Below are 12,749 nucleotides of genomic sequence, written 5' to 3'. Positions count from 1 at the left end.
GGCTTGAACTTTTGTTTGAGTTCAGGATTCGACTTTTCGAATTTAACTTGCGCACTCGCATGTCTTATCCTCTAATTTATGAATTATCAGTCTTGCGGTTTATGTAATTTTACTTACCCGGGAGTCACACCAACTGAAACTTTTAACTTTTAAACATGAAAAATTATGAAATAATCAATGTTCAACCTAATTGAATATTTTTTTTATTATTTTAAGAGTTTAATCCTTGTGTATTTTCCCAATATCGCACAAAGTATTACTTTTGTATCTCGCATTAATAAAACCAATTTAAGTCGATGCAAAAAATAACAAAAGAGGTTTACCTTAAATGGTACGAAGACATGCTGTTCTGGAGAAAGTTTGAAGACAAACTGGCTGCGGTTTATATCCAACAAAAAGTGAGGGGTTTTCTTCATTTATATAACGGACAAGAAGCTGTTTTGGCAGGCGCCTTGCATGCCATGGATTTAACAAAGGATAAAATGATTACAGCCTACCGTAACCATGTTCAACCCATAGGGATGGGGGTTGACCCCAGACGGGTTATGGCTGAGTTATATGGCAAGGGAACCGGTACCTCACAGGGCTTGGGGGGCTCTATGCATATATTCTCAAAGGAACACCGTTTTTATGGAGGTCATGGTATTGTAGGGGGTCAAATCCCATTGGGTGCAGGAATTGCCTTTGGAGATAAGTATCATGGCAGTGATGCCGTAACCCTGTGCTGTTTTGGAGATGGGGCCGCAAGACAAGGATCTTTGCATGAAACCTTCAATCTGGCCATGCTGTGGAATCTACCGGTCGTATTTGTATGTGAAAATAATGGATATGCCATGGGAACGTCTGTGGAACGAACGGCAAACCATGAAGATATTTGGAAATTAGGTTTAGGTTACGAAATGCCATGTAGCCCTGTGGATGGTATGAATCCCGTAAAAGTGGCTGAGGCATTTGATGAAGCGATTCAGCGTGCTCGTAAAGGGGGCGGACCAACATTTTTGGAGTTGAAGACCTATAGATATAGGGGGCATTCCATGAGTGATGCCCAACATTACAGAACCAAGGAAGAGGTTGAAGAGTATAAAAAAATAGATCCAATAACTCAGGTTAAAGAAGTCATTTTAGAAAAGAAATTCGCTACTGAAGAAGACCTAAAGAAAATTGATAAAATAGTAAAGGATAAGGTTTCAGAATGTGAAAAATTTGCGGAAGAGTCCCCTTGGCCAGAAAAAAATGTCATGTACGATGTCGTGTATGAACAAGAAGATTACCCGTTTATTCAACATAAATTATAAACTATGGCAGTAGTAGTAAATATGCCGAGATTAAGCGATACCATGGAAGAAGGTACTGTAGCGACTTGGTTGAAAAAAGTAGGAGATAAAATCGAAGAAGGTGATATATTAGCCGAAATTGAAACCGATAAAGCCACTATGGAATTTGAATCTTTTAATGAAGGAGTGTTGCTTCACATTGGAGTTCAAGAAGGAGAAACCACAAAAGTGGATGAGCTACTGGCCATTATAGGAGAGGAAGGCGAGGACATATCAGATCTAATAAATGGAAAGAATGACACTTCTTTAGAGAAAAGCCACGAGAAGTCTCAAGATAGTCCCGCGTCTAAAGAGCCTTCTGAATCTGATAATCAGGTCGAAGAGTCTCAGGAAGGTGAAGCATCTTTACAAGGTCTGCCGGAAGGGGTTGTAGTGGTTACTATGCCTCGGTTGAGTGATACCATGGAAGAAGGAACGGTAGCAACCTGGTTAAAGAAAGTGGGTGATTCGGTTGAGGAAGGTGATATTTTGGCTGAAATTGAAACCGATAAAGCTACTATGGAATTTGAATCCTTTCAATCGGGAACCTTATTGAAAATTGGTTTGCAGGAAGGCGAATCAGCCAAGGTTGATTCGTTATTGGCCATTATTGGTCCGGCAGGAACCGATGTTTCTGGAGTTGCAGCAAACTTTAAAGCCCCGACAGCCTCAAAAAAAGAAGAGGCTCCTCAAGTTGAAGCCAAAAAAGAAGCTGCCGTCGTTTCCAAAGAGCGCAGCGATGAGACATCTCAGAAACCAGCACCAACTCCGGTAACTACTAATGGAAGGTTGTTTGCTTCGCCATTGGCTAAACGGTTAGCGGAAGAAAAAGGAATCAATTTAAACCAGGTTCAGGGGTCTGGTGAACATGGACGTATCATAAAACGAGATATAGAAAACTTTACCCCAATGGCGTCAGGAGGCGTAATTGGTAAATTTGTCCCTGCGGGGCAGGAGGATTTTGAGGATATACCCAATTCCCAAATGCGTAAAGCCATTGCCAAAGCATTAACAAATTCTAAGTTTTCAGCACCACATTATTATTTAGCTGTTGAGTTTGATATGGACAATGCTATTGCATTTCGACAACAGTTTAATTCATTACCAGACACCAAAATATCGTTTAATGATATCGTCGTTAAAGCCTGTGCTTTGGCATTAAAGCAGCATTCACAAGTAAATTCACAATGGTTCCCTGATAAAATGAGATTGAACAATCATGTGCATATTGGTGTTGCTGTTGCTGTTCCAGATGGTTTGGTAGTGCCCGTGTTACGTTTTGCGAATGAGCAAAGTTTACCCCAAATTGGAGCCGCTGTTAAAGAATTGGCTGGAAAAGCAAGAAATAAGAAATTAACACCACAAGAAATGGAGGGTAGTACCTTTACAGTGTCTAATTTAGGCATGTTTGGTATCGATTATTTTACGTCAATAATCAATCAACCTAATTCAGCCATATTATCTGTAGGTGCCATTGTTCAAAAACCTGTAATTAAAAATGGTCAGGTTGTTGTGGGTAATACTATGAAATTAACCCTGGCCTGTGACCATAGAACGGTTGATGGTGCAACTGGAGCTGAATTCCTTCAAACCTTAAGAGGTTACATAGAAAATCCGGTAACTATGCTCATTTAATGGGTTTTAGTATGAATTTTTAAATTAAAAAAGCCTTCAAAGATAAATTGAAGGCTTTTTGTGTGTGTCCTTAATTGTAATAAATCAAATCTTAGTTTAGATTAGCGGTAGAAGGGTCTATAATGCTTTTTACTTCGGCGACAGAATTTGCCGGGAATCCGCCTTTGGCTGCATGTTCTTTTACCAGCTCCTCATTTTTTGCCCTGTAAACACAGTAAATCTTATCGCCAGTAACATAACTGTGCAGCCATTTAATATTATCTTCACCCATTTTTTCCAAAACGCCACATGACGTTTGTGAAATAGCTTCTAGTTCCTCTGCCGATAAATTTCCTGCACCGGGAAGTTCACGTTCAATAACATAAACATGGTTGTCTGTAACGTTGAGTTGATCTCTCAATAAATTGGGTACTGATGTTTCTTGTGACATAACGTTAAAATTTACAATGGCCATAGCCAAAATTAATACTGATTTTAAAATTTTCATAATGCATTGGTTTTTGTTGGTGAATAAATGCTTTTTAGTATTTCTAAAGTTACGCACACAGATTTAAAACAAATGCGACAAATAATTCAAATGTTCAGAATTTTAAATCATCAGAATATTAAGACGTTTTATGTGAATACATTAAAAGGTGTGTTGCTGGATGTATTTTGACGGCAGGATTTTGAATTTTCGTTTAAAACATTCTGAAAAGTAAGCCAAACTATTAAAGCCGGTTTCAAACGCAATTTCCGAAACATTACCACGTTGTTCATGCAATAATTTTAAACTTTGATTTAAACGATAGTCCTTTATAAAAATATTGGGTGATTTTCCGGTTAACGACTTTAATTTTCTGTAAAACTGCGATTTGCTATACCCTAAAGATTTACTGAAACCGGATACATCCAATTCCGGATCACGCCAATGGTCTTCTATGAAATCCATTAATTGGGTTAAGAATTGTTGTCCGTCGAGCGACAACGTATAAATAAGATCATTATCGACAAATGCATTGCGATTTTCACTTTCATACAAGGATTTAATCTCCTGTGTAATAACAATTTGACGATGTACATGTTCACACATTCGGGTAGCCAGGTTTACCGTTTCCTCAAAGATAGTATTATGTGCTGTAACCGGAACTCCCGCATTGATGGCCATTTTTAGAATGCGATCATGGTCTTCAAATTTCGGCGTTATATATTTAAAATTGGATCTCACCTTAAGCGCACAAAAAACAGCATTGGTTACAGATTTAAACGAGGTTATATAAACGTTGTTATTCTGTTTAACAATGCGTCCTTCAAATTTATCGAAGGTCTTAGTAATGCTCTTGTGGAATTTTTGATTAAAAATAGAGTATTGATTGGCTTCAACACGATTTAAATAATTATTAGTTTCAATGACCATAATAACTCTGAAAGCAGGATCATTAATAATATTTAATGTGGTGTTTTGTGATTTTTCTGGATCTGAAATCCGTCCTAAAAAAGACGTTACTATGGTAGGATCTACTTCAATAATTCGATTGGGAACATCGCCATGAGCTTTACGATGCATGTCAATAATGGCTTCCTTATTAGGGGCCTCTATAAGACAAAAAGCCTGTTTTCTATCATCATCATACCAATACGTAAATCCACGACAACCGAATTCGTGTTCAATTTTTAAATCTTCCTGATGTATCGTGGCTAAGGTTTCAGCTGTTGTTCCAGCCGGAACTTCATGCCTATCCATAAAAATGGGCATAAATAAAAATTTTTATACAAGGTAATAAATTTTGAGACATGTTGTAAATGAGAACTTTAAAAAAAAGAAGTAGCTTTTAAATGATAAAACCATAGTTTTAAGTGTTGAACTTCAGGTTTTTTTTATCTTTAAAAATTTCAATGTTATCTATGAAGGAAATCATAATAATACTATGTCTTGTACTTTTTTTAGGATGTAAAGGCACAGCATCAACATCTGCACAATTGTCCGAGATAAGGCGAAATCTATCCTATTTGGCTTCCGATAATTTGCTGGGAAGACAAACAGGATCAATTGGGCTTGAAAAAGCTGCAGTATATATTGAGGAAGTGTTTAAAGACCATAACATAGAACCTTATTTTGAAACGTATAGGGATAGTTTTCATCTCAATGATTTAGTGGGCTATAATTTAGTGGGTTATATCGAAGGGAATGATCCTACCCTAAAGGATGAGTTTGTGATTTTAGGTGCACATTATGACCATATAGGTCAAGGAAGCGAAGTGAACAGCGATGTTATTGCCAATGGAGCCAATGATGATGCATCTGGTACAGTGGCAGTGTTGGAATGGGCCAAATTCTTTTCAAAAACTAAACAAACTAAAAGAAGCATTTTGTTTACCTTGTTCGATGCTGAGGAAATGGGGCTTAAAGGCTCAGAGCACTTAGCCAGAAGATTAAAAGCTGAAAATTTAAATCTATACACCATGATTAATATTGAGATGATTGGTGTACCAAGAGCTAAGACCCAAATTATGGCCTATATAACAGGTTTTAATAAATCCAACATAGCTGATAAATTAAATAGCTATGCAGGACAGGATATTATCGGGATTTTTCCTCAGGAGAAACAATTTCAGTTGTTCATGAGGTCTGACAATTATCCTTTTTTTAATGAATTTAACATTCCGGCTCATGCTATTTCTACCTTTGATTTCAGTAATTTTGATTATTATCATCATGTTGACGACGAGGTCGATAAAATGAATTTTGGCCATATGACTAGTTTTATTAATACTATGATTCCAGCGTTAGAAGGTATGATCAATGCTCCAACACAAGAAATACGATTAACAGATGAGTAAGAATGTAATTATCACAGGAACCAGTAGAGGTATAGGATATGAATTGGTGCAGCTTTTTGCAAAAACTGATCATCAGGTCCTGGCCCTTTCACGTAATGAAAAACCGATTAAAGATTTAAAATTGACCAACGTCACCACCTTTTCCTTTGATTTAGAACATCAAGTCGATTATGAAAAGGTTGAAAATTTTGTTAAACACCATTGGCAACACGTCGACATAGTCATCAATAATGCCGGACAATTAATCAATAAGCCTTTCTCTGAATTAACGACACATGACTTTGAAGCGGTGTATAGAACCAATGTCTTTGGTGTAGCTCAATTAACCAAAGTGGTGTTGCCTTTTATGAAGTCAGGAAGCCATGTGGTTACGATAAGCTCTATGGGTGGAGTTCAAGGTAGTGTAAAGTTTCCCGGGTTAGCGGCATATAGTTCCAGTAAAGGAGCCGTTATCACCTTAACCGAAGTATTGGCCGAAGAATATAAAGACTCAGGAATTGCCTTCAACGTTTTGGCCTTGGGAGCTGTACAAACGGAGATGCTTGAAGAAGCTTTTCCGGATTATCAAGCCCCAATTACAGCAAAAGAAATGGCACAGTATATTTTTGACTTTTCATTACATGGCAATGCCTATTATAATGGAAAGTTGTTACAGGTTTCGAATTCTACACCGTAAACTGAGTATGGTTGCTTTTTTAAATTAAAGGTCAAATGTTGCTATCATGCGTACTGCACCCTACATTTTTTGATTTGACCCGGTTTGAAGCCCATGGAGGGGATCACCGGAACCCTCACTCTACTTCTTTTTGAGAAATTAATTAAGGATTTTCATTTGACGAGCGATCTATTTTTATAAAAGGACTGATAAGTAAAAACCAAAAGGTCTGTTTTTTATCGGTATCAAATTCTTTTAAGCCATAGCGCATGTCTTTTACCGGTAAATATTTATAGGTTTTAAATAATTTGTCCCAAAAAACAAAAATATCGGCAAAATTCGAGTCTGTATAAAACTGGTTTTGCTCATGGTGAACTTTATGGATATTGGGTGTTATAAATACTTTGCCAAAAAATTTATCTGTCCAATCCGGTAATTCAAAGTTCGCGTGCTGTGCCACCAAAAAGGGCAATAGTACAATAAAATAGACGCCTAAAATGGACAGGTCAAGACCAAAAATAATACAAGCCACAACACTTGATGTTCCAAATACCAAAACCTCCAAAGGATGTCCTCTAAAAAAGGTAGAGGTATCCATTTTGGTATCACTGTGGTGAACACGATGTAACCTCCATAATAATGGCGAATTGTGAGCTAAGCGGTGGAACCAGTATGAGGATAAATCCAGGCACATTACGCCAATAATGACTTTTAGCCAAAGTGGGATTTCAATCCAATAAAAAAGACCTATTTGATTTTCAGACGACCATGAAATCAGGCCCACCTGAACAATAGCGAAGGCAAGGTTGGCAAAGTAAAACGTAATTTGGAATAGGAAATTGTTAAAAAAGTGATTCAGACGCCTGTCAAATTTGAAGGGAGAACCTAATAACCGTTCAAGACTGTAAAATAAAGCAATTAAAAATACAATAAGGTAATTCTCATTAATCGCATTAAGTAATTTGATAATGTTTTCCATGATGAGTTAGTTAATGTTTGTAATATAGTATATTTATTTCATATTAAGGAAATAAATCTAAGGCTTGAGTAGGGTATTTCCACAGATAAAGACTCGCTCCATTGGATAACTTAATTGTTAGTAACTGTCTATATTAATGTTAGTTACGGATAAAGTCAGTGGATTTAAGTTTAGTACTGAGCTTACTTATTCTTGAAAGACACAGAGGGTGTCCTAAGTGAACTTCTAGAGTCTTTACTTGGATAGAATTAAAGTCCATCATGCGTTAAAAGGCAACGATTCTAGGTTGTTTATAAGAATTAATAGCTGCCCCCATCCTGTTTGTTAAACCTCTTTGCTGAATTCAGTTTAAATATATTATGGGTGTTAAGTTGTGAATAATATGCACATAATCGCAAGGAGATATAGACCAATTAATTGAAGATTTCCTTTATTTTTGCCTCAATGCAAAACACACTTCAGGACTATATTCCCAAACTGTCGGTTTCCAAAGTCTTAGAGCTTTTGGAACATGAACATTTGGTTGTTAAAATTAAAAGAGAGCGCAAAACACGTCATGGCGATTATAAACCTTTGGCTAATGGGAAGCATCAAATTACCATAAACTCAAATCTTAATCCATATCGGTTTTTAATAACCCTTATCCATGAAGTAGCCCACTTTGAAGCATTCCGCACTTACGGGCCCACAATTAAACCACATGGTTTGGAGTGGAAGCGTACGTTTCAGCATCTGATGTTGCCCTTTCTAAACCCCGAAGTATTTCCAAACGACCTGCTACCACTATTGGCAAAACACTTTAAAAATCCTAAGGCAAGCAGCGATACGGATGCTAAATTAGCATTAGCTCTCAAACAATTTGATGAACCCAATAATAAAACGTATATTTTCGAAGTACCATTGGGCAGCCATTTTAAACTATACAATGGTAAAGTCTTTAAACGAGGCAACAAACGTGTGAAGCGCTATGAATGCGCAGAGGTAAAGACAGGAAGGTTATATTTGTTTAACCCCAATGTAGAAGTCGAGTTAATAAATTAAAATAGAAGTCATATAGAGCATTGTTGAACGATAATTATTACCATTTATCACTTTGTTCTGAATGACCCACAAAAATTATGAATGAAAATTATTATGCCATACTTATGGCAGGAGGCGTAGGATCGCGATTTTGGCCGGTGAGTACACAGGATTTTCCAAAGCAATTTCATGACATGTTGGGAACTGGAGATACCTTAATTCAAAAAACATTTCAAAGATTATCCCGCTTCATACCAAAAGAAAACATATACATCTTAACCAACGAGCGTTATAACAATTTGGTACTGGAACAATTGCCGGAAGTGACTCAAAAACAAGTAGTATTGGAACCTGCCATGCGCAATACTGCGCCTTGTATTTTATATGCATCCATGAAAATTCAAAAGGAAAATCCAAATGCCGTGATGATTGTGGCACCCAGTGACCACTGGATTGAGGATGAATTAACCTTTTCCAAAAACGTTCGACAGGCATTTGAGTTTTGTGCAAAGGATGATGCCCTCGTCACTTTGGGTATCCAACCTACATTTCCCAATACCGGATATGGCTATATAGAATATGATAAAAAATCTGATACCACCATCAAACCGGTAAGCCAATTTAGGGAAAAGCCGGATTTAAATACTGCTAAGGAATTTTTGACACAGGGCAATTTTTTATGGAATGCCGGCATCTTTATGTGGAGTGTTAAAAGTGTAATCAAAGCATTTCAAAGTAACCAGCCTAAGTTGTATCAACTTTTCGAAACCGGGATTGGGGTCTATAATACGTCCGAGGAAGGTATTTTCATTAAGGAAAATTATCCAAAAGCCGAAAACATATCCGTCGATTATGCTATCATGGAGAAATCGAATAATGTCTTTGTGATTGCAGCAGAATTCGATTGGAACGATCTCGGTACCTGGGGCAGTTTATACGATAAGCTCGAGAAGGATAATGACAACAACGCTGTGGTAAATGCAAGAACCTTGGTGGATGAGGCCTCGGGTAATATGATACGAACCAAAACCAATAAAATTGTCGTTTTGGATGGGATAGAGGATTATATTATTGTCGATAAAGACGAAGTTTTGCTTATCTTTCCTAAATCAAAAGAACAGGATATTAAAATAACGCTTCAAAAGGTTAAAGACCAATTTGGGGAACAATATGGTTAAGTATGAAAGAGTCCAAGTTTAACTTTTCGGAAGAAGAACCGTCTAATGCTGATAATGTCGAGCAATCCAAAGAAGCGGTCAGACAAGACGCCAAAGGGTTACTTAAAAGTGTCAAACGATTTTTCAGAGAATTGCTGGACTTTCGAGAAGATACGGATAGGGAAGTTACTATAGCAGCTATCAAGGGTGATATTTCCTTTAAGGGTGCAACAGCTTGGATTTTGGTATGCTCCATTTTCGTGGCATCTATTGGATTAAATGCAAATTCAACTGCAGTAGTTATTGGTGCGATGTTAATTTCCCCCCTTATGGGTCCCATTTTAGGGGTTGGTTTATCAATAGCAATAAATGATATTGATACGCTCAAACGCTCCCTCATCAATTTGGCCATTATGATTTCCCTGAGTTTAATAACGGCCTTTCTGTTTTTTTGGCTTTTTCCACTTAGTGAGGATACATCAGAACTTTTAGGTAGGGTGCGTCCAGATATTCGGGATGTACTCATTGCCTTTTTTGGTGGATTGGCCCTTATTATTGCCCGGACTAAAAAGGGTACTATAGCTTCAGTTATATTCGGAGTGGCCATTGCAACGGCATTAATGCCTCCCTTGTGCACAGCAGGTTATGGCCTATCTAAAGGTAATTTAATCTATTTCGGCGGAGCGATGTATTTGTTTACCATTAATACCATATTTATTGCTCTGGCAACCTTTCTGGTATTGAAATTATTGCGTTTTCCCATGTTGAAATACGCCAATTCCAAGAAAAGGCATTTTGTTTCGAGAATGGCAACCTTGTTGGCCTTTGTGGTTATGGTACCGGCGGTCTGGACTTTTTTAAATGTATTAAATGAAAGTAATTTCAATCGCGATGCCCGAAACTTTGTGGATAATGAATTAAGTGCTTTGCCTCATGCTGATTACCTTAAGAGTAATGCCAGCTACAATTACCAAGGAGAAGAGGGATCGGTGATAGAAATAAATACCTTTGGGTTAGATGAAATACCCGAATCCACCATAGCCTTGTTACAAAACCGTTTAAAAGATTACAATGCTTTAGCAAATAGCCGTTTACAGATCAATCAGAATAAATCCAAAAATTTAGATAACTTACGTTATATGGAAGAATTAAGAACCCGGGATTCTTTGGACTTGTTATCTCAAACAGAAAAAATAAAATTTTTGGAAAATAAAGTGAGGCAGTTATCTAAACTTGAAAAAAATTATATCGCCTTCGAAGAATTGATTAAAGAAGTGAAAATTAACTATGAAACTATAGAGCAGTTTTCTTATGCCAATGTGATTAATTCTAATTTTTCCAAAATGGATACCCTCTCGGTATTTACGGTTAAGTGGGTAGACTCTTTGGCGAATGAGGACCATAGAAAAAAGGATAGAGAAAAGTTGGAAAGGTGGTTAAAGCAAAAGCTAAAATTGGACACCTTAATAGTAAGACGGGACAATTAGTTCGGACTATATTGGTTACTGGTTTTCCTCCAAATACATTCTTCTCACTTTTTTGAATAAGTTCGAGGAGTAGACAAAGTCGGTAACCGCTTCATTATCCGTTTTAAATATGGTGTCTTTAGAACCTTCCCATTCTTTAAACCCATTTTTTAGGAACACAATTTTTTCACCAATTTCCATGACCGAATTCATATCATGGGAGTTGATCACTGTTGTTATTTGATATTCATCCGTAATCTCCTGTATAAGATTGTCGATAACTATAGCTGTTTTCGGATCTAAACCTGAGTTTGGTTCATCACAAAACAAATATTGCGGATTGTTAACAATGGCTCTTGCGATAGCTACGCGTTTTTGCATACCGCCAGAAGCCTCACTGGGCATTTTTTGGTGGGCATCGGCTAAATTAACCCGTTTTAAAACAAAATCGGCACGATCTTCCATTTCACTTTTGCTCATTTTGGTAAACATCTGCAATGGAAACATGACGTTTTGTGCTATGGTCATAGAGTCGAACAAGGCACTGCCTTGAAATACCATCCCTATTTTGGATCTTAAATCCCGTTTTTGGTCTTCACTTAATTGGGAAAAAATTTTTCCATCGTATGATATGGACCCCGATTCATAATCAAATAGGCCTAAGAGGCATTTAATAAAAACGGTTTTACCAGAACCACTTTGACCAATAATCAAGTTGGTATGACCTTTTTCAAAGGTTGTACTAATACCCTTTAAAATATGAGCTTCACCAAACGATTTATGTAAATCTTTAACTTCTATCATTAGCCTAACATCAGATCGGTTGAAATATAATTTAACAAAATAATGGCCACACTGGTCCATACAAAAGAGGTCGTACTCGCTTTGCCCACTTCAAGGGCACCGCCTTTCATAAAATAACCATGGTACGATGGTATGGTTGCTAAAACAAAGGCAAAAATAAAGGTTTTTATAAAGGAATAGAACACATGAAATGAGTCAAAATCAGTTTGAAGTCCGAGTATATAATCAGGAACGGATGAATACCCTCCATATATACATGCCGCCATACCTCCTAAAATACCTAGAAACATCCCAATAGCTATGGCAAAAGGATAGAATAATAGGGCTATCACCTTAGGGAACACCAAATAGTTTATGGAATTGATACCCATAACTTCCAAAGCATCAATTTGTTCTGTGACTCGCATGGTACCAATGCTAGAGGTTATGAACGAACCTACCTTACCCGCCATGATAATAGAGGTAAATGTTGGAGCAAATTCCAGGACCACGGATTGCCTGGTAGCAAATCCAACTAAATATTTTGGAATTAAAGGGTTGCTAATATTTAATGCCGTTTGTATGGTAATAACGCCGCCAACAAAAAAGGAGATAAAGGCAATAATACCTAAGGAGGAATTGATCAAATCATTAATATCTTTTAAGATTAATGTACGCATCACTGACCACTTGGTTGGTTTGCGAAACATTTCGGCAATCATTAAAAAATAGGCCCCAATATGATGAAGGTATGTCATGTGAAAATTTGTTAACGCTAAAGTAAAAAAAACTTAGAGGTATTTTACTTTAAATTTTAATTTTGGCAATCAAATTTTTAACCCTGATGAAATATACCGCGCTACTTACTATTAGTTTGATTTTTTATTGGTCCTGTCAGGTAAAACAAAGTCAACCCATAAA

At 37.0% G+C, this 12,749-nt stretch carries 12 protein-coding genes; 7 read left to right on the top strand and 5 right to left on the bottom strand.

What is annotated here, in order from left to right; genetic code table 11:
- Positions 1 to 296: 296 nt before the first annotated feature.
- Both pdhA and MR054_RS11500 read left to right on the top strand, forming a co-directional pair.
- A complete protein-coding gene (gene pdhA / locus MR054_RS11505) occupies positions 297 to 1,295 on the top strand; it encodes a pyruvate dehydrogenase (acetyl-transferring) E1 component subunit alpha (protein ID WP_242157966.1) in 999 nt (332 codons plus the stop codon).
- Between the two features lie 3 nt (positions 1,296 to 1,298).
- A complete protein-coding gene (locus MR054_RS11500; protein WP_242157965.1) occupies positions 1,299 to 2,948 on the top strand; it encodes a pyruvate dehydrogenase complex dihydrolipoamide acetyltransferase in 1,650 nt (549 codons plus the stop codon).
- Positions 2,949 to 3,039: 91 nt separating this feature from the next.
- Here the strand turns inward: MR054_RS11500 and MR054_RS11495 are convergent, their stop codons facing one another.
- On the bottom strand, positions 3,040 to 3,435 hold the full coding sequence (locus MR054_RS11495; protein WP_242157964.1) for a DUF4242 domain-containing protein: 396 nt from the start codon (positions 3,433 to 3,435) through the stop codon (positions 3,040 to 3,042).
- A 141-nt stretch (positions 3,436 to 3,576) separates the two neighbouring features.
- Positions 3,577 to 4,683 carry a nickel-binding protein gene (locus tag MR054_RS11490; protein ID WP_242157963.1) on the bottom strand — a complete coding sequence of 369 codons (1,107 nt, stop codon included), beginning with the start codon at positions 4,681 to 4,683 and terminating at the stop codon, positions 3,577 to 3,579.
- Between the two features lie 149 nt (positions 4,684 to 4,832).
- On the opposite strand from MR054_RS11490, the gene MR054_RS11485 reads away from it, so the two are divergent.
- Both MR054_RS11485 and MR054_RS11480 read left to right on the top strand, forming a co-directional pair.
- On the top strand, positions 4,833 to 5,768 hold the full coding sequence (locus MR054_RS11485; protein WP_242157962.1) for a M28 family metallopeptidase: 936 nt from the start codon (positions 4,833 to 4,835) through the stop codon (positions 5,766 to 5,768).
- Entirely contained in the window at positions 5,761 to 6,444 is a 684-nt protein-coding gene (locus tag MR054_RS11480; protein ID WP_242157961.1) for an SDR family NAD(P)-dependent oxidoreductase, read from the top strand. Before MR054_RS11485 ends, MR054_RS11480 begins: the two co-directional genes overlap by 8 nt.
- A 142-nt stretch (positions 6,445 to 6,586) precedes the next feature.
- Here MR054_RS11480 and MR054_RS11475 read toward each other — a convergent pair whose 3' ends face one another.
- Entirely contained in the window at positions 6,587 to 7,402 is an 816-nt protein-coding gene (locus MR054_RS11475) for a sterol desaturase family protein (RefSeq protein ID WP_242085465.1), read from the bottom strand.
- Between the two features lie 444 nt (positions 7,403 to 7,846).
- Between MR054_RS11475 and MR054_RS11470 the strand changes: the two genes are divergently transcribed.
- The 3 genes from MR054_RS11470 to MR054_RS11460 all read left to right on the top strand — a co-directional run bounded on the left by MR054_RS11470 (position 7,847) and on the right by MR054_RS11460 (position 11,066).
- Positions 7,847 to 8,443, top strand: coding sequence for an ImmA/IrrE family metallo-endopeptidase (locus MR054_RS11470; protein ID WP_242157960.1), 597 nt, complete (start codon positions 7,847 to 7,849; stop codon positions 8,441 to 8,443).
- Positions 8,444 to 8,520: 77 nt separating this feature from the next.
- Positions 8,521 to 9,600: a mannose-1-phosphate guanylyltransferase gene (locus MR054_RS11465; RefSeq protein ID WP_242157959.1), complete on the top strand. Its 1,080-nt coding sequence runs from the start codon at positions 8,521 to 8,523 to the stop codon at positions 9,598 to 9,600.
- A gap of 2 nt (positions 9,601 to 9,602) precedes the next feature.
- Positions 9,603 to 11,066 (top strand): DUF389 domain-containing protein, encoded by a 1,464-nt coding sequence (locus MR054_RS11460; RefSeq protein WP_242157958.1) that lies wholly within the window; start codon positions 9,603 to 9,605, stop codon positions 11,064 to 11,066.
- Positions 11,067 to 11,081: 15 nt separating this feature from the next.
- On the opposite strand, the gene MR054_RS11455 is transcribed toward MR054_RS11460, so the two are convergent.
- Positions 11,082 to 11,849, bottom strand: a complete 768-nt coding sequence (locus tag MR054_RS11455; RefSeq protein ID WP_242157957.1) for an ABC transporter ATP-binding protein — start codon at positions 11,847 to 11,849, stop codon at positions 11,082 to 11,084.
- Positions 11,849 to 12,586 carry an MlaE family ABC transporter permease gene (locus MR054_RS11450; protein WP_242085460.1) on the bottom strand — a complete coding sequence of 246 codons (738 nt, stop codon included), beginning with the start codon at positions 12,584 to 12,586 and terminating at the stop codon, positions 11,849 to 11,851. Before MR054_RS11450 ends, MR054_RS11455 begins: the two co-directional genes overlap by 1 nt.
- Between the last annotated feature and the right edge of the window lie 163 nt (positions 12,587 to 12,749).

This window comes from Aestuariivivens sediminis, assembly GCF_022662105.1.
Taxonomy (GTDB): Bacteria; Bacteroidota; Bacteroidia; order Flavobacteriales; family Flavobacteriaceae; genus Aestuariivivens; species Aestuariivivens sediminis.
This window is presented reverse-complemented; position numbering and strand designations above follow the sequence as displayed.

Excerpts from the sequence above, each read along its gene's own strand:
- MR054_RS11485 (WP_242157962.1), top strand. The coding sequence starts at position 4,833 with ATGAAGGAAATCATAATAATACTATGTCTTGTACTTTTTTTAGGATGT.
- MR054_RS11500 (WP_242157965.1), top strand. The coding sequence starts at position 1,299 with ATGGCAGTAGTAGTAAATATGCCGAGATTAAGCGATACCATGGAAGAA.
- MR054_RS11470 (WP_242157960.1), top strand. The coding sequence starts at position 7,847 with ATGCAAAACACACTTCAGGACTATATTCCCAAACTGTCGGTTTCCAAA.
- MR054_RS11490 (WP_242157963.1), bottom strand. The coding sequence starts at position 4,683 with ATGCCCATTTTTATGGATAGGCATGAAGTTCCGGCTGGAACAACAGCT.
- MR054_RS11495 (WP_242157964.1), bottom strand. The coding sequence starts at position 3,435 with ATGAAAATTTTAAAATCAGTATTAATTTTGGCTATGGCCATTGTAAAT.
- pdhA (WP_242157966.1), top strand. The coding sequence starts at position 297 with ATGCAAAAAATAACAAAAGAGGTTTACCTTAAATGGTACGAAGACATG.
- MR054_RS11455 (WP_242157957.1), bottom strand. The coding sequence starts at position 11,849 with ATGATAGAAGTTAAAGATTTACATAAATCGTTTGGTGAAGCTCATATT.
- MR054_RS11465 (WP_242157959.1), top strand. The coding sequence starts at position 8,521 with ATGAATGAAAATTATTATGCCATACTTATGGCAGGAGGCGTAGGATCG.
- MR054_RS11475 (WP_242085465.1), bottom strand. The coding sequence starts at position 7,402 with ATGGAAAACATTATCAAATTACTTAATGCGATTAATGAGAATTACCTT.
- MR054_RS11460 (WP_242157958.1), top strand. The coding sequence starts at position 9,603 with ATGAAAGAGTCCAAGTTTAACTTTTCGGAAGAAGAACCGTCTAATGCT.
- MR054_RS11480 (WP_242157961.1), top strand. The coding sequence starts at position 5,761 with ATGAGTAAGAATGTAATTATCACAGGAACCAGTAGAGGTATAGGATAT.
- MR054_RS11450 (WP_242085460.1), bottom strand. The coding sequence starts at position 12,586 with ATGACATACCTTCATCATATTGGGGCCTATTTTTTAATGATTGCCGAA.